Annotated in this window: 22 protein-coding genes and 1 tRNA gene; 10 read left to right on the top strand and 13 right to left on the bottom strand. The window is 67.6% G+C overall.

Going from position 1 to position 24,978, the window contains the following annotated elements; all coding sequences use genetic code 11:
• Positions 1-325: 325 nt before the first annotated feature.
• On the bottom strand, positions 326-1,819 hold the full coding sequence (locus tag SR870_RS17590) for a M48 family metalloprotease (RefSeq protein ID WP_416221090.1): 1,494 nt from the start codon (positions 1,817-1,819) through the stop codon (positions 326-328).
• A 20-nt stretch (positions 1,820-1,839) separates the two neighbouring features.
• The gene (locus tag SR870_RS17585) at positions 1,840-2,649 is read right to left on the bottom strand and encodes a thermonuclease family protein (protein WP_322514828.1); all 810 of its coding nucleotides are present in this window, start codon (positions 2,647-2,649) and stop codon (positions 1,840-1,842) included.
• Between the two features lie 211 nt (positions 2,650-2,860).
• On the opposite strand from SR870_RS17585, the gene SR870_RS17580 reads away from it, so the two are divergent.
• The 3 genes from SR870_RS17580 (at position 2,861) to SR870_RS17570 (ending at position 5,806) form a co-directional block, all read left to right on the top strand.
• On the top strand, positions 2,861-4,069 hold the full coding sequence (locus tag SR870_RS17580) for an ABC transporter substrate-binding protein (protein ID WP_322514827.1): 1,209 nt from the start codon (positions 2,861-2,863) through the stop codon (positions 4,067-4,069).
• 181 nt (positions 4,070-4,250) lie between these two features.
• Positions 4,251-5,039: an enoyl-CoA hydratase gene (locus SR870_RS17575; RefSeq protein ID WP_322514826.1), complete on the top strand. Its 789-nt coding sequence runs from the start codon at positions 4,251-4,253 to the stop codon at positions 5,037-5,039.
• Positions 5,040-5,041: 2 nt separating this feature from the next.
• On the top strand, positions 5,042-5,806 hold the full coding sequence (locus SR870_RS17570; protein ID WP_322514825.1) for a VOC family protein: 765 nt from the start codon (positions 5,042-5,044) through the stop codon (positions 5,804-5,806).
• Positions 5,807-6,111: 305 nt separating this feature from the next.
• Here the strand turns inward: SR870_RS17570 and SR870_RS17565 are convergent, their stop codons facing one another.
• From SR870_RS17565 to SR870_RS17555, 3 genes are read right to left on the bottom strand one after another with little or no spacing between them, the layout of a single operon-like run.
• Complete coding sequence (locus tag SR870_RS17565; RefSeq protein ID WP_322514824.1) at positions 6,112-6,915, bottom strand: enoyl-CoA hydratase/isomerase family protein; 804 nt, start codon at positions 6,913-6,915, stop codon at positions 6,112-6,114.
• A 31-nt stretch (positions 6,916-6,946) separates the two neighbouring features.
• Entirely contained in the window at positions 6,947-8,107 is a 1,161-nt protein-coding gene (locus SR870_RS17560) for an acyl-CoA dehydrogenase family protein (RefSeq protein WP_322514823.1), read from the bottom strand.
• A 27-nt stretch (positions 8,108-8,134) separates the two neighbouring features.
• Complete coding sequence (locus SR870_RS17555) at positions 8,135-9,199, bottom strand: acyl-CoA dehydrogenase family protein (RefSeq protein WP_322518292.1); 1,065 nt, start codon at positions 9,197-9,199, stop codon at positions 8,135-8,137.
• A 241-nt stretch (positions 9,200-9,440) separates the two neighbouring features.
• Here SR870_RS17555 and SR870_RS17550 point away from each other — a divergent pair, with 241 nt between their 5' ends.
• Positions 9,441-10,223 (top strand): SDR family oxidoreductase, encoded by a 783-nt coding sequence (locus SR870_RS17550; protein WP_322514822.1) that lies wholly within the window; start codon positions 9,441-9,443, stop codon positions 10,221-10,223.
• A 57-nt stretch (positions 10,224-10,280) separates the two neighbouring features.
• On the opposite strand, the gene SR870_RS17545 is transcribed toward SR870_RS17550, so the two are convergent.
• Both SR870_RS17545 and SR870_RS17540 read right to left on the bottom strand, forming a co-directional pair.
• Complete coding sequence (locus SR870_RS17545) at positions 10,281-10,571, bottom strand: GlsB/YeaQ/YmgE family stress response membrane protein (protein ID WP_322514821.1); 291 nt, start codon at positions 10,569-10,571, stop codon at positions 10,281-10,283.
• A gap of 51 nt (positions 10,572-10,622) precedes the next feature.
• Positions 10,623-11,225, bottom strand: coding sequence for a YidB family protein (locus tag SR870_RS17540; protein WP_322514820.1), 603 nt, complete (start codon positions 11,223-11,225; stop codon positions 10,623-10,625).
• 454 nt (positions 11,226-11,679) lie between these two features.
• On the opposite strand from SR870_RS17540, the gene SR870_RS17535 reads away from it, so the two are divergent.
• Positions 11,680-11,756 (top strand) — tRNA-Arg (locus tag SR870_RS17535).
• Positions 11,757-11,930: 174 nt separating this feature from the next.
• Here SR870_RS17535 and SR870_RS17530 read toward each other — a convergent pair.
• The 3 genes from SR870_RS17530 to SR870_RS17520 all read right to left on the bottom strand — a co-directional run bounded on the left by SR870_RS17530 (position 11,931) and on the right by SR870_RS17520 (position 15,324).
• Positions 11,931-12,929 carry an NADP-dependent oxidoreductase gene (locus SR870_RS17530; RefSeq protein ID WP_322514819.1) on the bottom strand — a complete coding sequence of 333 codons (999 nt, stop codon included), beginning with the start codon at positions 12,927-12,929 and terminating at the stop codon, positions 11,931-11,933.
• A 91-nt stretch (positions 12,930-13,020) separates the two neighbouring features.
• Entirely contained in the window at positions 13,021-14,337 is a 1,317-nt protein-coding gene (locus SR870_RS17525; protein ID WP_322514818.1) for a bifunctional folylpolyglutamate synthase/dihydrofolate synthase, read from the bottom strand.
• Positions 14,338-15,324, bottom strand: a complete 987-nt coding sequence (locus SR870_RS17520) for a hypothetical protein (RefSeq protein ID WP_322514817.1) — start codon at positions 15,322-15,324, stop codon at positions 14,338-14,340.
• A 204-nt stretch (positions 15,325-15,528) separates the two neighbouring features.
• Between SR870_RS17520 and SR870_RS17515 the strand changes: the two genes are divergently transcribed.
• Positions 15,529-17,160, top strand: coding sequence for an FMN-binding glutamate synthase family protein (locus SR870_RS17515; RefSeq protein WP_322514816.1), 1,632 nt, complete (start codon positions 15,529-15,531; stop codon positions 17,158-17,160).
• 372 nt (positions 17,161-17,532) lie between these two features.
• Here SR870_RS17515 and SR870_RS17510 read toward each other — a convergent pair whose 3' ends face one another.
• The 3 genes from SR870_RS17510 to SR870_RS17500 all read right to left on the bottom strand — a co-directional run bounded on the left by SR870_RS17510 (position 17,533) and on the right by SR870_RS17500 (position 21,081).
• Positions 17,533-19,491: a carbohydrate porin gene (locus SR870_RS17510; RefSeq protein ID WP_322514815.1), complete on the bottom strand. Its 1,959-nt coding sequence runs from the start codon at positions 19,489-19,491 to the stop codon at positions 17,533-17,535.
• 390 nt (positions 19,492-19,881) lie between these two features.
• Positions 19,882-20,142, bottom strand: a complete 261-nt coding sequence (locus SR870_RS17505) for a hypothetical protein (RefSeq protein WP_322514814.1) — start codon at positions 20,140-20,142, stop codon at positions 19,882-19,884.
• Between the two features lie 126 nt (positions 20,143-20,268).
• Positions 20,269-21,081 (bottom strand): creatininase family protein, encoded by an 813-nt coding sequence (locus SR870_RS17500; RefSeq protein WP_322514813.1) that lies wholly within the window; start codon positions 21,079-21,081, stop codon positions 20,269-20,271.
• A 153-nt stretch (positions 21,082-21,234) separates the two neighbouring features.
• Here SR870_RS17500 and SR870_RS17495 point away from each other — a divergent pair, with 153 nt between their 5' ends.
• The 4 genes from SR870_RS17495 to SR870_RS17480 are packed head-to-tail and all read left to right on the top strand — an operon-like array spanning position 21,235 to position 24,977.
• Positions 21,235-22,356, top strand: coding sequence for an ABC transporter substrate-binding protein (locus SR870_RS17495; protein WP_322514812.1), 1,122 nt, complete (start codon positions 21,235-21,237; stop codon positions 22,354-22,356).
• 10 nt (positions 22,357-22,366) lie between these two features.
• Positions 22,367-23,170 carry an ABC transporter ATP-binding protein gene (locus SR870_RS17490; protein WP_322514811.1) on the top strand — a complete coding sequence of 268 codons (804 nt, stop codon included), beginning with the start codon at positions 22,367-22,369 and terminating at the stop codon, positions 23,168-23,170.
• Positions 23,167-23,991 carry an ABC transporter permease gene (locus SR870_RS17485; protein WP_322514810.1) on the top strand — a complete coding sequence of 275 codons (825 nt, stop codon included), beginning with the start codon at positions 23,167-23,169 and terminating at the stop codon, positions 23,989-23,991. The genes SR870_RS17490 and SR870_RS17485 overlap by 4 nt, the downstream gene beginning before the upstream one ends.
• Positions 23,991-24,977, top strand: a complete 987-nt coding sequence (locus SR870_RS17480; protein WP_322514809.1) for a 2-hydroxyacid dehydrogenase — start codon at positions 23,991-23,993, stop codon at positions 24,975-24,977. Before SR870_RS17485 ends, SR870_RS17480 begins: the two co-directional genes overlap by 1 nt.
• Position 24,978: the final 1 nt, after the last annotated feature.

Genomic DNA, 24,978 nt, shown 5'->3' with positions numbered 1-24,978 from the left:
GAACAGATCAGGCCCGGCGCAAGCCGGGCCTTTTTTGTCGGGCCAGGCTGTTGTCGAGCTACGCGTCTATCCATTGATTGAAGCGATCTGGTCCTTGCCAGATGCACTGCCCCTCATCCTGAGGAGCCCGGCGAAGCCGGGCGTCTCGAAGGATGGGGCGACAGATGAATGCCGGCGGCGCATGGTTCGAGACGGCGCTTCGCGCCTCCTCACCATGAGGCTGTGCCTGTAGCAAGAGATACGGGTCGTCAGAAATGCTTGAGCGCGAACGATCTGCGATGAGACCTTCGTCCAGGCGTCGATCGGCACCGCCGACGATGCGTGGTCAGTCCACCACGATCTTGACCAGCTCGCGCGGCTTCACGGTGGCGTTGGCGTCGAGCCCGTTGAGCACCCGAAAGCGGTCGAGCGGGCGGTCGACGCCGGACATCCGTTGCGAGAGCGATTCCACCGTGTCGCCGGGTTGCACGGTGATCACCTTGATCCGCAGCGGCCGCGCCGCCTGGATCTCGTCGAGCGTCAGCCGTCGGAACGAATTCACGGTGTCGCGCGAATTGCGCTCGCTCTCGGCCGATTTCGCCCGGGTCGCGAAGATGAAGCGATAGACGTCGCTGCCGAATCGCAGCGCGTAGACCTTGAACTGCCATTGATCGCCGCGGGCGGCGACCGAGGCGGTCGGAAATCCGTTGATGCTCAGTTCCTCGGTCGAACTCTTGTCGACGTTCTCCATCCAGCCCGAATTGAGATAGTCGCCGAGCGACTGTTCGGCCGGCACCCGCACCACGTCGAACCGCATCGCCTGGCTGCCGCCCTCGCGAACGCCGATCACCGCCTGCGCAGTGTTGTCGAGCGTGAAGCTCTCCGGCACCTGGAAGGTGAAGCCGAGCTTGGGATGCAGGAAGCGGCGGCCGCGGACGAAGCCCTCGCTCGGGTCCTCGCCATAGACGATGTTGTCGATCGCGTTGAGATAGGTCTCGCGGTCGCGCTCGCCCTTGGCGGTCTGTTCCGGCGAGGCGTATTGCCGAGCGTTGTTCTGCGCGTTGCGCACCCGCTCGGGCGTCGCCGGATGCGACGCGAGGAAGTCCTGCGAGCGCGGATCGCCGCGGCTGGCCTTCAGCGCGGCGTTGCGCTCCATCGCGGTGAGGAAGCGCGAGGCGCCGAACGGATCGAACTGGGCGCGCGCCGAAATGCCGACGCCGATGCCGTCGGCCTCGAGCTCCTGCTGCCGCGAGAAGCTCGCCATCGACAGCTTGGTCTTGGCCAGCGCCAGCGCGGTCATTTCCGGATCGGTGCCCATGTCGGTGACCACGCGGGTGACCAGCGCGGCCTGGCGCGCCTGGTCCTCGCGGATCGCGGCGTGCTTGGCCAGCACATGCGCCATCTCGTGCGACAGCACCGAAGACAATTCCGAGGTGTCGCTGGCGAGCGCCACCAGCCCCCGCGTGACGTAGAGCTGACCGGTCGGCAGCGCGAAGGCGTTGACCGCGCCGGAATTCAGGATCGTCACCTTGTAGGTGAGGTCGGGTCGATCCGACGCCGCCACCAGACGGTCGACCGTCGCGGTGATCAGCGCTTCCAGCCTCGGATCGTCATAGGCGCCGCCATAGGTGGCGAGGATGCGCTCGTGTTCGCGCTCGGCGGCCGGCGATTGGGCGGCCGGACGCGCCGGCTTCGCCGCCGGCGTGCTGGAGGGGATCGACGCGGTCTCGAAGCGGCGAAAATCGCCGCAGCCGGCCAGCGCCAGCGCGCCGGCCAGAACAGGCACGGCCAACCAGCGGCGGCTTGTCCAGATGCTGCGCCGTCCCTCGGATCCGATCACGTGCTGGCTCTCTCCAGGCCCTATCGCGCGCCTGGCATCTCGATCTGTCCCACCTCGCGAATTCGGATCTGTGGGCCGGCCCGCCCTTCGACCCAGCCCCGCACCCGGATTCGCTTTTTCTCCAAGGACTTGGGCGCAATGCCCGCCGCCTCGAAAGACCCCAATATGCGCCTTGAAATAGTCACCGCAAAGTCCCGAGTCCAGCGCCGGCCGAAGTTCAGATAGACCGTGCCGCCGGTTTCCCGGACCGACAAAATCCTGCCTTCGATCACCGAGAATCGCCCGACTCGGGACATGATATCGCCGGGATTTCCGGCGTTTTTGAGGGCTGCCGGATCGACCCAGAGCCCGCGCCGCGCGACTCGCGCCGTCGCCTCCGCGGCCACTAGCTCGGAGCGGCAGTCGTCGTCCGCGATCCCGAGCCCGACCATCGCGTCGCCGGCGTCGAGCAGCAGGCGCTGCAGCGGCTGCGTCTCTCCCTCGGCGAGCACGAAGGCCGGCTGCCGGCCGTAGCGATCCGGCGCATCGTCGACGCCGCGCAGCGCGACACGACGGCCGCGCGCGAGCGACGCCAGCGTGGCCTTCGCCTCGGCCTGCCGCGACGGATCGATCTCGATGCCGGCCAGTCGGATTTCGCGGCCGTCCTGCAGCCGGAGCGTGCGGCCATCCTCGATCGCCGCCACGACGGCTTCGCCTTGCTCGGGGAGAGTCAGGCAACCGGCCAGAGCAACGCCCTCGATGCCAGGCGTCGCGCAGGCGATCATCGCGACGCATCCGATCAGCGCGATGCATCGTTTTCGCCGGTGCGCTGTCTTCGTCATCGCCATCATTGCGTGGACTCGCAGGCAGCGTCGTTACGACCCCGCCACAGCGCGCGTCGCGGACGATCGCGGCCATCCGCTTACTAAGCGTGTTGCGATCACGCAAGTGCATTCCATCGAGCGGAAATCGCGCGCGCTTGCCGCTGCGCAAGCGATGCGGCATGATCGCACCACGACCAGAAGCGCCGCGACGAAACCGGCGCCGGTCAGGGAGGACCACGTGAGACCAATCCGCACCACACTACTCGCTTGTCTGTCGATCGCCGCGATCTCGGCCGCGCAGGCGCAATCGCAGCCGCCGCTGAAGCTCGGCGCGATCCTCGACATGTCCGGCCTCTACGCCGACATCACCGGCACCGGCAGCGAGACCGCGGCGAAGATGGCGGCGGAGGATTTCGGCGGCACCGTGCTCGGCCGCAAGATCGAGATCATCGCCGCCGACCATCTCAACAAGGCCGACCTCGCCTCCAGCATCGCGCGCGACATGCTGGACAATCAGGGCGTCGAGGCGATCATCGACGTCGCCGCCTCCGCCACCGCGCTCGCCGCCGGCGAAATCGCCAAGGCGCGTAACAAGATCATCATGTATTCCGGGCCGGGTTCGGTGCGTCTGTCCAACGAGGCGTGCGGTCCCTACACCATCCACTATTCCTACGACACTTTCGCGCAGGCCAACGTCTCCGGCCTCGCCTCGGTCAAGCAGGGCCTCGACACCTGGTTCTTCCTGTCCGCGGACTATGCCTTCGGTCAGGACCTCGAGCGCGACACCGCCAACGTCGTCAAGGCCTCCGGCGGCAAGGTGCTCGGCGGCGTCAAGCATCCGATCAACACCTCGGACTTCTCGTCCTTCCTGCTGCAGGCGCAGAGCTCGAACGCCAAGGTGATCGGGCTCGCCAATGCCGGCGGCGACACCATCAACGCGATCAAGCAGGCGGCCGAATTCGGCATCACCCGCAAGGGCGGCCAGAAGATCCTGCCGCTGCTCGCCTTCATCACCGACATCGACAGCATCGGGCTGGAGACCGCGCAGGGCCTGCTGATCGCCGGCGCGTTCTACTGGGATCTCAACGACGACACCCGCGCCTTCTCGAAGCGCTTCATGGAACGCACCAAGCGGGTGCCGACCTCGGCGCAGGCGGGGCTGTACTCCGAGACGATGCACTATCTGCAGGCCGTCAAGGCGGCGGGCACCACCGACGCCGCCGCGGTGATGATGAAGATGAAGGAAATGCCGGTCAACGATTTCTTCGCCCGGAACGGCAAGATCCGCGAGGACGGCCGCATGGTCCACGACATGTATCTGTTCGAGGTGAAGAAGCCGTCGGAGTCCAAGGGTCGCTGGGATTACTACAAGCTGCTCGCCACCGTCCCCGGCGACCAGGCGTTCCAGCCGCTGTCGGAATCGCGCTGCCCGTTGGTGAAGAAGTAGCAACCAGCACCCTCACCCTGAGGAGCCCGGCGTAGCCCGAAGGGCGAAGCCGGGCGTCTCGAAGGGCGAGGGCTGTTCTGCTCATGGTTCGAGACGGCGCTTGCGCGCCTCCTCACCATGAGGGCGGTGACCGGTTCGAGCGCCGCAACGAGACAATAGAAACACAAGGAACATCCGCCCCATGACCGACGTCGTCCTGCAGCATCTCGACCAGGGCCTGCTCACCATCACCATGAACCGGCCCGACCGGCGCAATGCGCTCAATCAGGACATGATCCGCGGGCTGGTCGAGGCGGCGCATCGCGCCAAGGACGATCCGCAGGTACGCGCGGTGTTGCTGAAGGGCGCCGGCGGCACGTTCTGCGTCGGCGGCGACGTCAAGTCGATGGCGGCGGCCGGCGACCCGCCGCCGCTCGAACAGAAGGTCGCCAATCTGCGCCGCGGCATGGAAGTCTCGCGCATCCTGCATCAGATGCCGAAGCCCGTGGTGGCGCAGATCGACGGCGCGGCGGCCGGCGCCGGGCTGTCGATGGCGCTGGCCTGCGACCTGCGCGTTGCGGGTAGCGGCGCCAAGATCACCACCGCCTTCGCCAAGGTCGGGCTGTCCGGCGATTTCGGCGGCACCTATTTCCTCACGCATCTGATCGGCGCCGCCAAGGCGCGCGACCTGTATCTGACCTCGCCGGTGCTCACCGCGCAGGACGCGTTGGCGCTCGGCATCGTCAGCCGCGTGGTGCCCGACGTCGAGGTCGAGAGCGCCGCGCGGGAGCTGGCGCTGTCGCTGGCGCAAGGGCCGAGCGTGACGCTGGGCTACATCAAGACCAACATCACCAACGCGCAGACGCTGTCGCTCGAAGCCTGTTTCGACGCCGAGGCGCTGCATCATTCGCGCTGCGCAGAGACCGCCGATCACAAGGAAGCCGCAGCGGCTTTCGTGGAGAAGCGCGCAGCCGTGTTTCAGGGACGCTGACGATGGCGCCGTTCCTCCGCCTGCGCCAGATCTGCCTCGTCGCCGACGCCATCGAACCCGCCGCGTCGCAGATCGCCGCGATTCTCGGATTGAACATCTGCTACCGCGATCCCCATGTCGGCAAATACGGCCTAGAGAACGTGCTGATCCCGGTCGACACCACGCTGCTGGAAATCGTCGCGCCGATCCAGCCGGGCACCGCGGCCGGGCGCTTTCTCGAAAAGACCGGCGGTCGCGGCGGCTACATGGCGATCTTCTGCTGCGACGATCCGGACGCGCGCAGCCGCCACGCCGCCACGCTCGGCGTCCGCACCGCCAATGTGATCGACCACGCGCCCTATCACGGCGTGCAACTGCATCCGCGCGATTGCCGCGCCGCCTTCATCGAACTGAATCATACTGACGGCAGCGACAACATCCGCGGCGCTTATCCGCCCGCCGGCCCGGACTGGGCCAACGCGATCCGCACCGATACGACGCAGGCGCTGGTATCCGTCGAGCTGCAGAGCCCCGACCCCGCCGACCTCGCGGCGCACTGGGGACGGATTCTCGAACTGCCCGTCCATGCCGGCACCGACGGCGTCGCCGAATTGCAATTGCCGAACGCGAACTTGCGTTTCGTCCGCGGTGACAACGAGGCGATGACGGCGCTGACGTTCAAGGTCGCCGATGCGGCGAAAATTCGCGAGGCCGCGAAGGCTCAAGGCGTCGCGACAACCAGCGCCGGCTTCACGCTCGCCGGGGTTGAGTTCAGGCTCTCCACCTAACCACGAGTCATTCCGGGGCGCTCGCGAAGCGAGCGAACCCGGAATCTCGACCTTCAGAATCTCGGGATTCCGGGTTCGCCGCTGCGCGGCGCCCCGGAATGACGAACTCATACTATGTTTATCGCCACATAGCCGACCTCATCCTGAGGAGCCCGGCGCAGCTCGAAGAGCGAAGCCGGGCGTCTCGAAGGATGGGCAACGGGCACCCGCCGTGCGCAACTACTCATGGTTCGAGACGGCGCTTTGCGCCTCCTCACCATGAGGGCTGTGCCACACGATGACGCCCTGCTGGGAGCAAGGTCCAGTCACCGCCCCTTGAAATGCGCGATGCGGCGTTCTTCGGTGGCTTTGACGCCTTCCTTGAAGTCTTCGGTGGAGCGCAGCCTGGTCTGTTCGGCGAGTTCGTGCCTGGTCGCTTCCATCACCCGGTCGGCCAGCGTGGCGCGCATCGTCGCGCGGGTGGACAACAGGCCGAGCGGGGCGCATTCGGCGATCTCGCGGGCGAGCTTCAGCGCCGCGCTACGCACTTCATTCAACGGTACCAGTTCGTTGGCCAGCCCCATCTTCACCGCGTCCTCGCCGGTGACGCGGCGCGACGTGTAGAACATCAGCTCGGCATTGTTGCGCCCGATCAACTCCGGCAGCGTCACGGTGAGGCCGAAGCCGGGATGGAAGCCCAGCTTGGTGAAGTTCGCCGAAAACCGCGCCTCCGGGCAGGTGACGCGGAAATCCGCCGACACCGCGAGCCCGAGCCCGCCGCCGATCGCGGCGCCATGGATCGCCGCGACGATCGGCTTCTTGGCCCGAAAAATCCTGACCGCCTCGATGTACAGATGGCCGATCTGGCCGAGGCTGTCAGCGGGGTCGCCTTTGGCGGCCGCGGGATCGACCTCCTGCCGCGCCGGATCGCCGAAATTGGCGCCGGCGCAGAACGCCTTGCCCTGCGCCGCCAGCACGGTGGCGCGGATCTCCGGATCGGCGTCGATGGCGTCGAGCGCATCGGCGATCTGCTGGATCAGCGCGATGTCGAAAAAGTTCAGCGGCGGCCGCCGGATCTCGATCAGCGCGACGTGGCCGGTGATTTCGACGGCAATATCCTTGGTGGTCATGAGGTATTCCTTGATCTTTTGGGCGCGCTGTTCAGCGCAGGCCGAGCCCGCGCGCGATGATGCCGCGCAGCACCTCGGTGGTGCCACCCTGAATCGTGAGTTTGGGCGCCAGTTTGGTGGCGAAGGCGGTGAGTTCGTCGAGCGTGGCGTGGTTCGAGGCCTCGCCGTCGACGAAGGCGGATAGTTCGCGCACCCGGTGCGGCAATTGCTGCTCCCAGATCGTGCCGATGTCTTTGACGATCGAGGCTTCCACCACCGGCTCCTTGCCGGCCTGCAGCATGCCGGCGACCGACACCGACATCCGCCGCATGGTGTGGAGCTGCGCCACCAGCCGGCCGATACCCTCGGCGCCGCGGGTGTCCGGCTCGGGGCCGAGCGCGCGCACCAGTTCGGTCAGCACGTAGTAGGTCTCGAGAAAACGCTCCGGCCCGGAGCGCTCGTAAGCGAGTTCGGAAGTCGCCTGCTTCCAGGCGCCGTCGATCTCGCCCAGCAGATGATCGTCCGGCACGAAGGCGTCGGTGAACACCACCTCGTTGAATTCGTGCTGCCCGGTGATCTGCCCGATCGGATTGACCTTGATGCCCGGCGATTTCATGTCGACCAGGAACTGCGTCAGGCCGTGGCGGCGGTTCTCCTTGGTCGGCGGCGAGGTGCGGAAGATCGCGATCATGTAGTCGGCCATGTGGGCCGAGGTGGTCCAGATCTTGGCGCCGTTGATCAGATAGCCGCCGTCGGTCTTGGTCGCCTTGGTCTTGGCGGCGAACAGGTCGGAGCCGGAATTCGGCTCGCTCATGCCGATCGCGAAGCACAATTCGCCGCGACAGATCCGCGGCAGGATGTCCATCTTGATGTGCTCGGGCGCGTATTTCAGCAGCACCGGGCCGCTCTGGCGGTCGGCGACGAAGAACCGCCGGGTCGGCGCGTTGGCGACGCGCATTTCCTCGGTGACGACGTAGCGCTCGAGAAACGTGCGCTCGTGCCCGCCATATTGCTTGGGCCAGGTCATGCCGAGCCAGCCGCGCGCGCCGACGCGGCGGGAGAATTCCGGCGCGTCGGAGTCTTCACGCTGCGGCTTGTGCGGATCGAAGGTGCCGACGGCGATCTCCTCGGCGAGGAAGGCGCGGACTTCCTTGCGCAGCTCCTCGCAGACGGGCGGCAGGCGGATCGGATCGAAACGGAGGGCGGCGGTCATGATGTGTCTCGTCGGGTTTCGGGGCGATCAGCGCGAGGCGACCAGCGGCCACAGATCGTCGGCGCCGCGCGCCGCCACCATGCGGCCGAGCGCGACCGCCCAATGGCTCTCATTGCCGAAATCGTCGCGCCAGCCGAGCGCGCGCAGCGAATAGCGATGCAGGATGTGTTCGGCGGTGAAGCCGATCGCGCCATGCACCTGATGGGCGATCGCCGCGCCTCTTTCGGCGGCCTCGGCGCAACGGATCTTGGCGGCGGCCGCTTCGAGCATCACGGCGTCGTCGAACGATGTCGCATTCGCCAGCGTGTCGGCCGCCGAGGTCGCGGCCGCCAGCGCGGCGGAGGTTTCGCCGGCGAGCTTCGCCAGATTGTGCTGCACCGCCTGGAATTTCGCGATCTTCTTTTCGAAGGCGACGCGCTCGTTGGCGTAGCCGACGCTGATCTCCAGCAGCGTCTCCAGCGCGCCCGCGATCTGCAGGCTGCGCGCCACCGCGCCCATCAGCAACAGCGCGGTCTGATCGAAGCCTTGCGGCGCGACCGCGAAGGTCAGCGGCGTCACCCCGTCGAACGTCACCGTATCCGACGGATCGCCGCCGAGCCCGATTCCATGCTCGATCCGGCACGCGGCCGCCTCGACCAGCGCGACGACGACGATCTCCTTGCTGTGCGCCAGCACCGCGATGAACTGCGCGTCCTGCGCGAACGGCACGCCGCGCGCGCGGCCGGTCAACGTGCCGTCGACGCCGAGCGTGATGCGATCCTTCGGATGCACCGGCGCGATCGTCATCGCGCCTTCCGGCGACGCGATCTTGGCCTGCGCCAGCAACCAGCCGGCGAGCATCGTCTCGGCCAGCGGCGCCGCGAGCCCGGCGCGGCCGGCGGCGTTCAGCACCGCGAAGCCTTCGGCGAGGCTGGCGCCGGAGCCGTCGCAATCTTCCGGCACCCACGACAGCGGCAATCCGGACTCGCTCAGCGCCTGCCACAGCGGCGCTTTCCAAGAACCCTGCTTGTCGGAATTGATGCTCTGCGCATCGGCGAGGTCGGCGAAGATCTTCTCCGCGGTCTCGACGACGATATTGTCGGTCTCCGTCACAGCGTTCCCCATTCGCGCACCCTCATCGCAGCCCGCGAAGCGGACAGGGGAGCAGCCTTGTTTGTTGCGCGGCATGATGCGGAAAAGCGCAAGCGATGACAAGCGTCGCCGCCGCGGAGCGGTCTGCGGCGGCGGCATGGAGTTATTCCGCGATGCGGGTTGAGGCCGCTTGCCCCACGCGTCGCAGCCGATATGGTGCTGCCCGCAGCGCGGCGCGCACGTCGAACAACAGGGAGCGAAGATGGCGACGAACGGACTGAATGTGATCGTGACGGGATCGGCCTCCGGCCTCGGCGCCGCCACCGCGAAGATCCTGGCGCGCGACGGCGCCCGACTCGTGATCAACTATTCGTCCAGCCAGGCCGACGCCGAGACCACCGCGGAGGAGTGCCGCAAGCTCGGCGCCGCCGAGGTCGTGGTGGTGCAGGGCGACGTGTCGAAGGACGACGACTGCAAGCGCATCGTCGAAGCCGCCGCGCCTTGGGGCGGGCTCGACGCGCTGATCAACAATGCCGGCATCACCAAGCACGTCTCGCATCATCTGCTCGATCAGTTGTCGGCGGAGGATTTCCAGCGGCTCTACGCGGTCAACACCATCGGCCCGTATCAGATGGTCCGCGCCGCGCGGTCGCTGCTGTCGGCCGGCGCCAAGGCGGCGGGCCGCGCCTCGGCGGTGGTCAACGTGTCGTCGGTCGCCGGCGTCAGCGGCATCGGCTCGTCGATCGCCTATGCGGCCAGCAAGGGCGCGCTCAACACCATGACGCTGTCGCTGTCGCGCGCGCTGGCGCCGAACATCCGCGTCAACGCGATCTGCCCGGGCTATATCGACACGCCGTGGTTCACCAAGGGCCGCGGCGCCGAAGAGGCCAAGCAGGTCCGCGACATGGTGGTGGCGAAGGTGCCGCTGAAGATCGCCTCGAGCCCGGAGGATATCGCCGAGCTGGTGTGCTTCCTGGCGACGCCGAAATCCAGCAGCATGACCGGCGAGCTGGTGCGGATGGATGCCGGCATGCATCTCGGCTGAGCCGGCCACGCGACCTGTAACGAAACGGCCCGGTGATGACACCGGGCCGTTTGCGTTTCAGCGATCGAGGTAGCGGTTGCCGGGATCGGAGATCACCCGCCGCGCCACCAGCCGGTTCCAGATGAACAGCACCAGCACCGCGCCGATCGTGGCGGTGATGAAGCCGGCGCCCTGGTTGGGCCCGTAATGCCCGATCATCTGGCCGATCGCGGTGGCCAGAAACGCGCCGGCGATGCCCAGCACCGTGGTCAGCAGGAAGCCCTGCGGATTGTTCGGTCCCGGCGAGAGAAACCGCGCGATAATGCCGGCGACGAAGCCGACCAGGATGATCCAGAGGATACCAGTCATGGGCAACCGTCCTTTCCGAAACGCTCAGCGTCGGTCAACGCGTCGAAACCATCAGACCCAGCGCGAGGCTTCGTCCTCGGTCGGCAGCCGTCCGTCCGGCGTGAGCTGATCGACGAATTGCGGCAATTGCCGGCTGAGGCCGTCGAGCAGTTCGTCACGCGACATCCCGGTCTGCTGCGTCAGCATGTCGAGCTGGTCGGCGCCGAGCGCGTTGGCGAGATCGTTCGGGCCGATTGGCTTGTTCTCGCCGCGGCCGACCCACGATTCGGCGGCGTCGCCGAGCCCGCTGGTCTGAAACTGTTTCATCAGGTCGCCGAGCCCGCCGGACAGGATGCTGCCCGCCGCGCCGCCGGCGAGCAGGCCGCCGAGTCCGCCCTTGAGCAGGTCACTCAGCCCGCCGCCAGATCCGCCACCGGGCATCCCGGCATTGACGGTGTCGCGCGGCAAGGGCGGGCGGGACGACGGCACAGAGGTCGTGCGGCCCTGGCCGGCCGGCGCCTGCGCATCCGGCGTCGTCACATGCTTGTAGGCCTTGTAGGCAAGCAGCGCGAGGATCGCCATGGTGAACTTGGACATCCCGCCGCTCTTGTCGTTGGGATCGGCGGCGCCGCGCGGGCCGTTCTGCATACCATTGAGGATATCCATCAAACCCATCGTGGCCTCCCTTTGAACCGTCACGCTCCCCGAGCCGATGACAACGCCCAGGCGCGGCGTTTCGTTCGCCGTCCGGAACCAGATAGGAGCCGGCCACGGCGAGAACAAGGCGAAGGCAATTTGCCGCGGACTAATCGAAGTGTGACGAAGCCGCGACGGCGCTGCCAAGGTTGCACCGTGCTGCCAAAGCGGTGCCGAGCGGTTGTCGAGTCGCGGCGCCCGCCCCACCCCCAACCGTCACCCTCCGCGAAAGCGGAGGGCCCAGTATTCCAGAGCGCAAAAGATGATCGCCAGCTCACTGGAATACTGGGTCGCCCGGACAAGCCGGGCGATGACCGCTGGTGGTGTGGGTCGCCCCGCCGGTGCTGTGCCGGATCGCCCATTCCGGGGGTGGCGATCCGCCGCCCCCTCTGCTATGTGGATTCCCGACGCCCGCGGCACGCCGCGGCCGGCCGGTCCCGTAGCTCAGCCGGATAGAGCGGCGGTTTCCTAAACCGTAGGTCGGATGTTCGAGTCATCCCGGGATCGCCAACGCGCCCTGCGCGCCGGACTCATCTCAAGCGAAGCCTGAACTTTGATGCACTGACTCGTCATGCCCGGGCTCGTCCCGGGCATCCACGCCTTGCGCCGGCGACCGCGAAAGAGACGTGGATGGCCGGGACAAGCCCGGCCATGACGGGTTGATAGCTCGGTGCGAAGCTCGGCTCACACCCTCACCATCCGCTTCCCCCTGTTCTCCCCCGCCAGCAGGCCGATCAGCGCGGCCGGGGTGTTCTCCAGACCGTCGATGACGTCTTCCTGCACTTTCAGCTTGCCGCTTTCGACCCAGGCTTGCAGCTTGGCGACCGCCTCGTCGCGCTGGTCCATGTAGTCCATCACGATGAAGCCCTGCATGATCAGCCGCTTCACCACGATCAGGCCGGGGATGCCGCGCGGGCCGGTGGCCGACGGGGTGCGGTCGTATTGCGAGACCGCGCCGCAGCAGGCGATGCGGCCCTTGAGATTCATCTGCGCCAGGCAGGCCTCGAGAATGTCGCCGCCGACATTGTCGAAATACACGTCGATGCCGTTCGGCGCCGCGGCGCGCAGCGCCTTGAACAGCGCGCCGTCCTTGTAGTCGACCGCGGCGTCGAAGCCGAGCTCGTTGACCAGCCAGTCGCACTTGGCCTTGCCGCCGGCGATGCCGACGACGCGGCAGCCCTTGATCTTGGCAATCTGCCCGACGATCGAGCCGACCGAGCCTGCCGCGGCCGACACCACCACGGTCTCGCCGGCTTTCGGCCGGCCGATGTCGAGCAGGCCGAAATAAGCGGTGAGGCCGGCGATGCCGTAGACGCTCAAGAGATGCGTCAGCGGCTCGACCTTCGGCAGCTTGGTGAGATGCTTGGCCGGCAGCGCCGCGTAGTCCTGCCAGCCGGTGTCGCCGAACACGATGTCGCCGGGCGACAATCCCTCGGCTTTCGAGCTCACAACCTCGGCGATGCCGCCGCCGGGCATCACGCTGTCGGTCTCGACCGCGGCCCGATAGGTCGCGCCCTGCATCCAGGCGCGGTTGGCGGCGTCGAGCGAAATGTAGCGCACGCGGACCAGCGCCTCGCCGTCCTTCGGCTCCGGCACCGCCGCTTCCGCCATGCGGAAATGCTCCGGCCCGAGCTTCTCCTTCGGCTTCTCGATCAGCAGCACCTGGCGGTTGACGGCGGTCATGTTGGCTCTCCCTGAATGCAGTGTTGTTGTCGCGTTTGGCGGCGGACGCTAGTCGGCGCCGTTGCTGCGCGCAACTTTCAATTCGCGCGCGTCAGAAAAACCGCAGATCCTCGGCGCGGCCGCCGCGCAGGATCGTGGCGAATTCGATCGCGAGAAACAGCCCGCCGGCGACGTAGATCCGCGCGTTCATCCGCTCGGCCAGCGCGCGTGCCTCGCGCACCGCGTCGGCGACGGTCGCCGCCGTGTAGATCTCCGCGCGCGAATTGGCCGCGCGCGCGGCCTCTGCGATCAGTTCGGCGGGCGCGCCCTTGTGATGCGCCGAGCTGCAGACGATGCTGTCGAACGCCGGCGCCAGCGCGTCGACGATCTCGGCTGCGGCCTTGTCGCGCGACACGCCGAGCACCAGAATCCAGCCGTTGTCGCCATGCGCGGCGTGGAGCCCGGCCAGCGCCTGGCGGATGCCGTCCGGGGTGTGGCCGACATCGATCACCGTCAGCGGCGCCGTGCCGATCGTCTCCAGCCGCCCCGGCCAGCGCGTCTCGCGCAAGCCGTCGCGGATCGCGGCCTCGACGCGCGCGGGATCGTGGGTGCCTGCGCTCCGCTCCAGCCACAGCGCGAACAGCGTCGCGGCGATCGCGGCGTTGTTGAGCTGGAACGCGCCGAGCAGCGACGTCTCCAGCGCGGCGTAGCCGGCCCGGCCGATCCGCAGATCGAAGCGCTGTCGCGCATCGGCGATGGTCTCGGCTTCGATGCCGATCTCGTCGCGGACATAGAGCGCATCGACACGCCGGCTGCGATTGTATTCGGCGAGCTGATCCCGCAACGGCCGGCAGTTCTCGCCATAGACGATGGTGCCGCCGGCCGCGCAGGCGTCGCTCTTGTCGGCGGCGATCAGTTCGAGCGAATGGCCGAGCAGCGCGGTGTGTTCGAGATCGACCGAGGTGACGCAGCTCACGCGCGCGCCGAGCAGCCGGGTCGGATCGTAGCGGCCGCCGATCCCGGCCTCGCACACCACGAGGTCGCAATTCTCCTGCTGGAAGTACAAACAGGCCAGCGCGAACTGCGCCTCGAACGCGCCGAATTGTTCGCCGCGCTGCGCCGAAACATCGGCGACCACCGCCGTCACGCGTGTCAGCAGCGGCGTCAGCGCCTCGTGAGGGATCGGCACGCCGTCGATCCGGAAGCGCTCGTTGAAACGATAGAGATGCGGCGAGGTGAACAGCCCGGTGCGCAGGCCATGGGCGCGGCCGATGCTCGCGGTGAACGCCGCGGTCGAGCCCTTGCCGTTGGAGCCACAGATCGCGATGGCTTTCCGTTGCAGCGATACGCGATCGACGCCGAGCCGGTCGAGCACCGCGGCGAGCCGCGCCAGACAGATCCCTTCGCCGTATTTGGGCAGGTCGAACATCTACAACAATCCCGTCGTCGTGAACGTATGCCGCCAGATCGCGAGAATCAGATCGTCGCGGCCGCATGTTTCCAGAAAGCGGATCGCCGGATTGGAGTTGACCTCGATCACTTGCACCGCATCGCGCCGCTCCGGGTCGACGAACAGATCGACCGCGCCGAGCCGCAGCCCGAGCGCGCGGACCGCGCTGATCGCCGCCGCGATCGCCGCGGCGCCGGCGTCGTCCATCGTCATCGTGCCGCCGGCGCTGAGATTCATCCGGCCCTCGATCGCGCGCAGCTCCCCGGCCGCCGGCACCTCGTCGAAGGCAGCGTCGTCGCTGGCCGTGTCGGACAGGCCGATGTCGCGCAACGCGCGATCGTGATGGCGCAAAAGCTCGCGCAGCGTGTGCACGCCATCGCCGATCAAGAACGGCGGTCGCTTGCGCGCGCTGTACAGCACCTCGCCGTCGATCACGAAGATGCGATACTCGTGGCCGGCGGCGACCGGCTGGATCAGCACGGAATCGTAGATGCGCGCCACCTCGTCGAGATACGAGGCGAGCGCCGCGCCGCCGTCGACCGGCCGTGCGAAGTCGCCGCGCGATCCGGTCAGCGGCTTGGCGAAGGCGCGGCCGCCGAGGGCTTCGAGATAGTCCAGCGCGTCGCTGCGTTCGTGTCCCGCGGGCCGCAGCGCGCGGTGCCGATCGTGCAGGAAGAAATAGCGCCCGCCGAGCGTCGCCAGCCCGGCGCGTCGCAGCAGCGCATCGGCGAGATATTTGTCGGTCGCCAGCGACGACGCGGTGGCGTTGTTCTGCGGATAATACGAGCAGCGCCCGCCGCCGAAGCAAATTTCCCGCGAAGCCGAGGCGACGCTGAACAGAAGACCCGTGCCGCCATCGAGCTCGTGAAAGCCGAGTCCGAGCCGGGCGCAGGCGTATTCGGCATAGATCGCCTGATCGGGATAGAAGCCCGGTCTGCCGCGTCGGAAATCCTGCAACTGTGGCATGAGGGCCCCGCCCGTCGCGCGGCGGCTTCCGAACGACTCGTGGCCGCAACCTAGCGGATCACCGAGGCGTGATCCAGCCGACCGGTCGCCGTTATCGCGTTGCATTCGCCGTGCTATAGAACGCGCCGCGCCCGTGTGCGGATGCGGTCCGCATTCGGAGCGGACGACAACAGGCCGGAGCGCCGCCCGGCTCGCGGAGATTTCATGGAAACGATCCTGCTTCCTTTCTCGCCGCGCTACATCGCGCTGACGATCTGCGCGGTGCTCGCCGCCTTGTTCGCGTCGATCGCGGTCGTCGATTATCACACCAAGCTGTTCGGGGTGCTGCTGGCGCTCGCGCTGGTGTTCAGCGCGCTGACGCTGCTCGGCATCCGCGATCTGCTGCAGAAGAACCACGCGGTGCTGCGCAACTATCCGATCTCGGCGCATCTGCGATTCCTGCTCGAGGAAATCCGCCCCGAGATGCGGCAGTATTTCTTCGAGAGCGAGAAGGACGGCAAGCCGTTCAGCCGCGACACCCGCGCGCTGATCTATCAGCGCGCCAAGATGGTGCTCGACAAGCGGCCGTTCGGCACCCAGAAGGACGTCTACGAGCAGGGCTACGAGTGGATGCATCATTCGGTGGCGCCGCGGCCGCATGCCGAGGAGCACTTCCGCGTCACGATCGGCGGGCCGGATTGTACGAAGCCTTACTCGGCCTCGGTATTCAACATCTCGGCGATGAGTTTCGGCGCGCTCAGCCCGAATGCAATTCGGGCGCTCAATGCCGGCGCCAGGAAGGGCGGCTTCGCCCACGACACCGGCGAGGGCGGCGTCAGCCCCTATCATCAGGAAAACGGCGGCGATCTGATCTGGGAGATCGGCTCCGGTTATTTCGGCTGCCGCACCCGCGACGGCCAGTTCGATCCGGAGGCCTTCGCCCGCCGCGCCACCGACGAGCAGATCAAGATGGTGGAGCTGAAAATCAGCCAGGGCGCCAAGCCGGGCCATGGCGGCGTGCTGCCGGCGGCGAAAGTCTCCGAAGAGATCTCGCGCATCCGCGGCGTGTCGATGGACGAGGATTGCGTCTCGCCGCCCTATCACAAGGCGTTTTCGACGCCGATCGAGATGCTGCGTTTCATCGCCGAGATGCGGCGGATGTCGGGCGGCAAGCCGGCCGGCTTCAAGCTGTGCATCGGCCATCCGTGGGAGTTTCTGGCGATCTGCAAGGCGATGCTGGCGACCGGGATCACGCCGGACTTCATCGTCGTCGACGGCAACGAAGGCGGCACCGGCGCAGCCCCGCTGGAGTTCATGGACCATCTCGGCATGCCGATGCGCGAGGGCGTCAATTTCGTCCACAACGCGCTGATCGGCGTCGGCCTGCGCGACCGCATCCGGATCGGCGCCGCCGGCAAGGTCGCCACCGCCTTCGACATGTCCCGCGCGATGGCGCTCGGCGCCGACTGGTGCAATTCGGGGCGCGGCTTCATGTTCGCGCTCGGCTGCATCCAGTCGCTGAGCTGCCACACCGATCGCTGCCCGACCGGCGTGACGACGCAGGAGCCGTCGCGCTATCGCGCGCTGGTGGTGACCGACAAGATCGACCGCGTCTACAATTATCACCACGCCACGCTGCACGCGCTGGCCGAACTGATCGCGGCCGCCGGGCTCGATCATCCGCAGGACATCCGCCCGCACCATTTCTCGCAGCGCACCTCGTCGTCGGACGTGGTGTCGTTCGCGCAGCTCTACCCGACACTGCGGCCAGGCGAACTGCTCGACGGCACCGACGACCCCCGCTTCAAGCACGCCTGGGCGATGGCGCGCGCCGAGACCTTCGCGGCGGCGGTGTAGACGTCCGCAAAAGAGCCGTTCTGCTTGAGGTGGAATCAGGCTTGGTGATGCGCAGCCACAAGTACATCCTCATGGTGAGGAGGCGCGTAGCGCCGTCTCGAACCATGTGCCACCGGCACTACGTTGCCCCATCCTTCGAGACGCCCGGCTTCGCCGGGCTCCTCAGGATGAGGACTCAGTGCCTCTGGAAAGGCCGGATTGCTTCAATCAATCGATGAAGCGCTCGAGGCTCGAAGAGCCAAACCCCATTCGCCGTCATGCCCGGGCTCGTCCCGGGCATCCACGTTTCGAGCCTCTCGGTGAGGCAAAGACGTGGATGGCCGGGACGAGCCCGGCCATGACGAAAGAGAGTTGGGTTACGAGTAACTGGCGTCAGAACTCCCCGTGCAGCCGGGCGGTGAACACCGAGACCGGGCCGCGGTCGGCGTTGTAGGCCGGGTTGACGATAAACTGATAGTCGGCCGTCGCGGTCCAGGCGCGGTTGATCGCGTAGGCGTAGTAGGTCTCGAGCAAATTCTCGCGGCGATAGTTGAGCGCGCCGTCGCCGATCAGCGGGCCGAGCCCGCCGGCGGCGAGGAAATCGCGGTGGTCGCGCGACAGCCCGTTGGTCGCGCCGGCGATGCCGATGACGTCGTCCGGCCGGCCCCAGCGCAGTCCGCGGATCGAGACGCCGCCGGACAGGCTGTCGTCGATATCGGTGAACGCCATGATCTCGTTCCGGCCGTCGTTCCAGCTCCAGCGCCCGAACAAGCCGATATCCTCGGTCAGCGCCTGTTCGAGATTGAGCGCGTAGCCGTATTTGATCCGGCCCCGCCTTGTCTGGCTGATGTCGAGGTTCAGCAGCGGATTGTCGAGCGTCTCGCGATAGCTGCCGGCATAGACGCTGTTGAGGAACGCCAGCGTGCGCAGCTTGCCGGGCCGGCCGAACAGCGCATAGCGCGTCTCCAACTCGGCGACGTACTGGCCGCGCTGGCCCAGCCGCATGTCGAAATTGTTCGAGTTGGATTCGGCGTCCACCAGGAAGTAGCCGGCGCGGATCGCCCATTGCTTCTGGTTCAGTTCGGCGGTGGCGCCGTAGGTGAGGCCGAGCTTGTCGGCGGCGTAATCGAACGCGCCCGAGGCCCAGATCGACCAGTTCATGAAGTCGCGGCGCGGATCGTGCGCGTAGGCGTTGCCGTCGAACGCGTCGAGTACGCTGAAGCGCCCGACTTGCAGCGTCAGCCGCGAGATGTCGGCCTTGCCGGAGAGCTGCGACGCGCTCGAGGCGAGCTGTTCCTGCTCGCCGCCGAGGCCGAAGGTCTGGCGCAGATAGAAGCGCGACGGGCTGATATGCGGGTAGGCGAAGCCGGATTTCTGCCCCTCGCCATTGGGGAAGCCGGCGACGCCGACGGTGTCGCTGAGCCCGAAGCCCTGCAGGAATTCCGGGCCGAGATACAATTCGCCGCCGTCCCACAGCCGGACATTGGCGAACAGGCCGGAGCTCCAGGTCGATTTGAACTGCGCGTTCGGCGTGAGACTATTGGCGCCGCTATAGGGCGCGCGGAACGACGGATAGCCCTGGCCGACCACGGTGGTCTGGCCATGGATTTCCCAGCGGTCGGACTCCGGATCGGCGACCGCCGCGAACGGAGCGGTGTCGCCCGCGCCCAGCCAGTCGATCCGGCGATTGACGCCGACACGCAGCGTCTGCAGGTCGAGCCGCGTGTCGTAGCGGGCGCCGGTCGGCAGCCCCACCGAGTCGTTGCCAAAATCGCTGTAGAGATATTCGATCCGGGCGCTCCAATGCGGCGTGAAGCCGTATTCCAGGCCCGCGCCCGCCGCCCAGCCGATCCGGCCGTTCAGCACCTTGCCGGAGCCGGGTTCGGTCAGATAGCGCTCGTGCTGATAGGCGAGGCCGCCGGTGACGTAGCCGAGCCATCGCCCCGCGGCAACGCCGAGCCGGGCCCGCAGCGTGCCGTAGAAATCGATGTGCTGCTGCGCCGTCGACGCACCATTGTCGAATTCGGACAGCACCGCATTGGCCGGCAGATAGCTCGGAAACGAGATGTCGGCCTCGACGCCGAGCAGCACGCCGGATCGCGTCAGAACATTGTAGCCGGCCTGCGCGCCGGCGGTGACGCCGCCGGAGCCGTTGCTCTGGCTCGCCGCGAACGTCGGATCCTGCAAACCCGCATCGGCGTGGCCGCGGACATAGCCGGCATGGGCGCCGACATAGAAGCCGCTCCAGTCAGTGGCCGGGCTCGGCAACGCCTTCAGCGCGTCGGCCGCGGCGGCGGCCTGCGGCAGCACCAGGCCGCCGAGCATCAGCGCGGTCGTCACGATTGGGCGCATGGTCGCGCAGCGTCGCTGATGGATCATTGCAGACTTCACATGAATATCGCGCGGTCTTGGCCGCGCGAGTCGCCGGACAGCTTCGCTGATGGATCGCAAGCTGTCGAAATCCAGGAACGGTTTGGCTGATTTGCCGGTTTGCGTCGAGCGCATGCCGCCGTGCCGGGCACGCGATCGTTGCTTACCAGAAGACCTCTAGCCGCGCGATCTTTACGCCCGTGTGACGGGGCGGCCAAGGTATCGGGTATCGCGATGCGCGGAATCCGAATGCAACTGTTGGTCGTGCATCGACGAAGTGACCCGCCCGGGGGGACAGCCGGGCGGGTCTGCCTCCGACACGGGGTGGATGAGGCGCCCGTGCCGGACGCAACTCCACGCGTGTGGATCGGCTCAGTCGCAGGCCCGGACCCGGCCGATATAGGCGCCGTAGTAGTTGTATTGCGGCACCCAGACGCAGTGGCGATAGCCGGCCACGTAATACGGGCTGCCGGCGGCGATCGCGCTGCCGACCACCGCGGCGCCGAACAGGCCGGCGGCGACGCCGAAGGCGGGGCCGGGACCCTTGGCCTGCGCCTGGGTCGAGGTGGCGAGCGCGCCGGCGGCGACGATCGCGGTGAGGGCGAGGGCGGCGAATTTGCTGTTGAACGACATCTGACAACTCCATCCTGTGCGAGGCGGCCCGTCGTGGTCCGCATGCAGGGTGGTCGGCGCGATCGAGGCCGCGGTTCGGCCGGCGCTGCGGCGCGTGTGCGCCAGATCACTCTCGAAGGACGTGTATCAGGCCTGCGGCGCGGCGCCGAATGCTGCGAGGTCGAAGCGGTCGACATCGGCCAGCAGCTCGCAGAAGGCGCGGGCGCCGTGGTCGAGCGCCTGCCGGCCCTTGTCGGCGGTGGCGGCCGTCGCATCGCCGATCGCGCCGCTCGGGTGCAGGTCCTGCGCCGCCCAGGCGAACGGCGCCGGCCGCTGCGCCGACAGAAAGCGGAAGTCCCGCTCCATCGCCACCGTGGCGGGGCGGAAATCGGCGATCCGATCGGTGCGGACAAGGTGCGGCGCATGCGCCAGCATGATCGAAGTCTCGACCGCGCCGCCATGGATGCCATGGCGCAGTTCGTCGGCCGCGAACAGCCCGTCCGGCAGGCCGAACCGCGCCCAGCCGGTGGTCACCGCCAGCATCCGGTGCCGCGCCCGCAGCTCCTGCGCCACCAGCCCCATCGCGGCGCTGTTGCCGCCATGGCTGGTCACCATCACCAGCTTGCGGATTCCGGCCCGGGCGACGCTGTCGCCGATCTCGGTCCAGCTTTTCAGCGCGGTTTCGGTCGACAGCGTCAGCGTGCCGGGAAACGACAGATGTTCGGTGGACAGGCCGACCGGCTGCAGCGGCAGGAACGTCGCCGGCAGCTCCGCCGGTAACAGCTCGTGCACCCGCGCCAGATAGGCTTGGGCGATGATCAAATCGGTGCCGAGCGGCAGATGCGGGCCGTGCTGTTCGGTGGCGGCGAGCGGCAGCACCGCGATCCAGCGCGCCGGATCGGCGTCGCCGATCTCCGGCCAGCGGATCTCGGTCCAGTCGCGGGGCGGAAGCTTGGTCATGAATTCGTGACTCGGGCGCGGTCCGGGCGTGCGGCCGCCTTCCGGATAAGTGGTTCAAATGCCCGCATTGTTTCGCTATCTATCCCGGACCGGACGAAACCGCGCCGCCTCGCTGCTCCCATCATGGGCCAAAACGAACGACGGAGTCCAATCATGACCCCCGCCTTCCTGCTGCGAGCGTTAACCGGGGCCGTCGTGGCAGCGTCGCTGGCGTTTCCGGCCCTGGCCTCGCCGCCGCCGGCTCCGGCCAAGCCGGTCGAAAAGCCCGCCCCGCCGCCGCCGCCGAAGAAGCCTCCGCCGCCGAAGCTGCAGCCGGTGCGCAAGGTTCCGGAGGGCGGCTTCGACAAGGTCTCGTTCGGCACCAACTGGGTCGCCGAGGGCGAGCACGGCGGTTTCTTCCAGGCGGTCGCCGACGGCACCTACAAGGCCTACGGGCTGGACGTGACGATCGTGCCGGGCGGACCCAACGTCAACAACCGCGCGCTGCTGCTCGCCGGCAAGCTCGATTTCTTCATGACCGCCAATACGCTGCAATCGTTCGACGCGGTCGCCAGCAATGTCCCGGTGGTGGCGATCGCCGCCATCTTCCAGCGCGACCCGCAGGTGTTCCTGACCCATCCGGAATCCAAGGTCGAGAAGCTCGACGACCTCAAGCGGCTGACGCTGTTCGTCTCCAAGGAGGGCATCGCCAGCTACTTCCAGTGGCTGAAATCCGAATACGGCTTCAGCGAAGCCAAGGTGAAGCCCTACACGTCGAATCCGCAGCCCTTCATCATCGACCGCAACTCGGCGATGCAGGGCTACGTCACCTCCGAGCCGTTCGTGATCGAGCAGAAGGCGAAATTCAAGCCGAACGTCCTGCTGCTCGCCGATTACGGCCTCGACGGCTATTCGACGCTGATCGAGACGCGCCGCGACCTGATCGACAAGAACCCGGAGATGATCCAGCGCTTCGTCGACGCCTCGATGATCGGCTGGTACAACTACCTCTACGGCGACAACTCGGCGGGCAACACGATGATCAAGTCGCTCAATCCGGAGATGACCGACGAGATGCTGGCCTATTCGGTCGAGAAGATGAAGGAACACGGCATCGTCGATTCCGGCGACGCGGTGAAGAACGGCATCGGCGCGATGAGCGACGCGCGCTACGCCAGCTTCTTCGACAAGATGTCGCGCGCCGGCGTGGTCAAGCGCGATCTGGATTTCCGCCAGGCCTATACGCTGCAATTCACCAACAAGGGCGTCGGCGTCGATCTGCGGCCGAACAAATAGCGCCGGCGCGATGGCGGTGTCCTCCTCGCGCGATCTCGACGGCCCGGCGGCAGGTCAGGCGATCCGCCTGCGCGCGGTGACCAAGATCTATCGCAACGGCGTGCCGGCGCTCGGGCCGATCGATCTCGCCGTCGGCCGCGGCGAATTCGTCTCGCTGCTCGGGCCGTCCGGCTGCGGCAAGTCGACCGCGCTGCGGCTGATCGCCGGACTGGCCGTGCCGTCCTCCGGCCGCATCGAGGTGGCGTCGCAGCCGCGAAACGGGCATTCGATCGGCTTCGTGTTTCAGGAGCCGACGCTGATGCCGTGGACCAGCGTCCGCGGCAATGTCGGCCTGCCGCTGCAGCTCGCGCACGCGCCGTCCGCCGAGATCGCCCGCCGCGTCGACGCGGCGTTGGCGCGGGTCGATCTGTCGGACTTCGCCGAGGCCTATCCGCGCGAACTCTCCGGCGGCATGAAGATGCGGGCGTCGCTGGCGCGCGCGCTGGTCACCGATCCGGACATCCTGCTGATGGACGAGCCGTTCGCCGCGCTCGACGAGATCACCCGCTTCCGGCTCAATGACGATCTGCTGGCGCTGTGGCGCGAACTCGGCAAGACCGTGCTGTTCGTGACGCATTCGGTGTTCGAGTCGGTGTATCTGTCGCAGCGCGTCGTGGTGATGTCGCCGCGGCCGGGAACGATCGCGGCGGAATTCCGGATCGCTGCGCCCGAGCCGCGCGACGCGGAATTCCGCACCTCGGCGGACTACGCCGCGCAATGCCGCGAGGTCTCGCGCGCGCTGGCGGAAACCGGCACCGCAAAGGTGCGCGCATGAGCGAATCCGAGCCGATCGAATTGCAGCCCGCGCGCCTCGGCGCGGCGAGCCTGCTACGCGTGCTGCTGCCGGTCGTGGTGCTGGCCGCCGGCGTCGCGGCGTGGGACCTCGTCGTCCGGCTCAATCAGATCCCGCCCTATATCCTGCCGGGTCCGGGGCTGGTGGCGCAGACGCTGGTGGCCGATTGGCCGGTGCTGTCGGCCTCGCTGCTGGCGACGCTGGTCACCACGCTGCAGGGCTTTCTCGCCGCGGCGATCGGCGGCATCGCGCTGGCGCTGCTGTTCAACCAGTCGCGCTGGGTGGAGTACTCGCTGTTTCCCTATGCGGTGGTGCTGCAGGTGACGCCGGTGATCGCGATCGCGCCGCTGCTGCTGATCTATCTGCCGCAGGACACCGCCGTCGTGGCCTGCGCCTTCATCGTCGCGTTCTTTCCGGTGCTGGCCAACACCACGCTCGGGCTCAACTCGGTCGACCGCAATCTCGCCGGGCTGTTCCGGCTGTACGGCGCGTCGCGCTGGCAGACGCTGCTGCGGCTGAAGCTGCCGGCGGCGCTGCCCTACATCCTCGGCGGCCTGCGCATCGCCGGCGGGCTGTCGCTGATCGGCGCGGTGGTGGCCGAGATCGCGGCGGGCTCCGCCGGCGCCGGCTCCGGCCTCGCCTACAGGATCGCCGAATCCGGCTACCGGCTCAACATTCCCCGCATGTTCGCCGCCTTGCTGTTGCTCTCCGCGGCGGGCATTGTCATCTATGGGCTGCTCGCGCTGCTGTCGCATCTGCTGCTGCGGCGCTGGCACGAAAGCGCGCTCGGAAAGGAACAATAATGGCGGGGGAAACGGGCTCGGCGGACGCCATCGATCTGCTGATCTACGGGCCGAACAAGCCAGTGGTGAACGAGGGCTTTCCGCAGCGCTATGTCCTGCACCGATGCGAGCAGCCGGCCGATCTCGACCGCCTCGGCGACGACGTTCGGGCCAGGATTCGCGGCGTCGCGGTCACCGGCCTGGTGCCGACCCAGGCGGCGATGCTGGCGCGCTACCCGACGCTCGAGATCATCGCCTCGTTCGGCGTCGGCTACGACCACATCGATTCCGGCTGGGCGGCGCAGCACGGCGTCGTCGTCACCAACACGCCCGACGTGCTCACCGAGGAAGTCGCCGACACCGCGCTCGGCCTCTTGATCGCCACGTTGCGCGAATTCGTCCGCGCCGATGCGCATGTCCGCTCCGGGCTGTGGGCGACGCAGCCCTATCCGCTCAGCAAAGGCTCGCTGCGCGACCGCACCGTCGGCATCGTCGGCATGGGCCGGATCGGGCAAGCCATCGCGCGGCGGCTCGACGCCTCGCTGGTGCCGGTGGTGTATCACTCGCGCAAGCCGGCGCCGGGCGTGAACTACAAGCATTATCCCGACCTGATCGCGATGGCGAAGGAGGTCGACGCGCTGATCGTGATCATCCCCGGCGGCGCCTCGACATCGAAGCTGATCAACGCCGAGGTGCTGGCCGCGCTCGGTCCGCGCGGCGTGCTGATCAACGTCGCGCGCGGCTCGGTGGTCGACGAGCCGGCGCTGATCGCGGCGTTGCAATCGGGCACGATCCTCGCCGCCGGTCTCGACGTGTTCGTCGACGAGCCGAACGTGCCGGAAGAGTTGCGCGCGCTGCCGAACGTGATCCTGCTGCCGCATATCGGCTCGGCCTCGGTGGTGACACGCAATGCGATGGACCAGCTCGTGGTCGACAATCTCCAGGCGTGGTTCGACGGCAAGCCGCCGCTGACCCCGATTCCCGAAACCCCGGTGAAGGGCCGCTGAG

Origin of the sequence: Rhodopseudomonas palustris, assembly GCF_034479375.1 — a bacterium.
GTDB classification, from domain to species: domain Bacteria; phylum Pseudomonadota; class Alphaproteobacteria; order Rhizobiales; family Xanthobacteraceae; genus Rhodopseudomonas; species Rhodopseudomonas palustris_M.
This window is presented reverse-complemented; position numbering and strand designations above follow the sequence as displayed.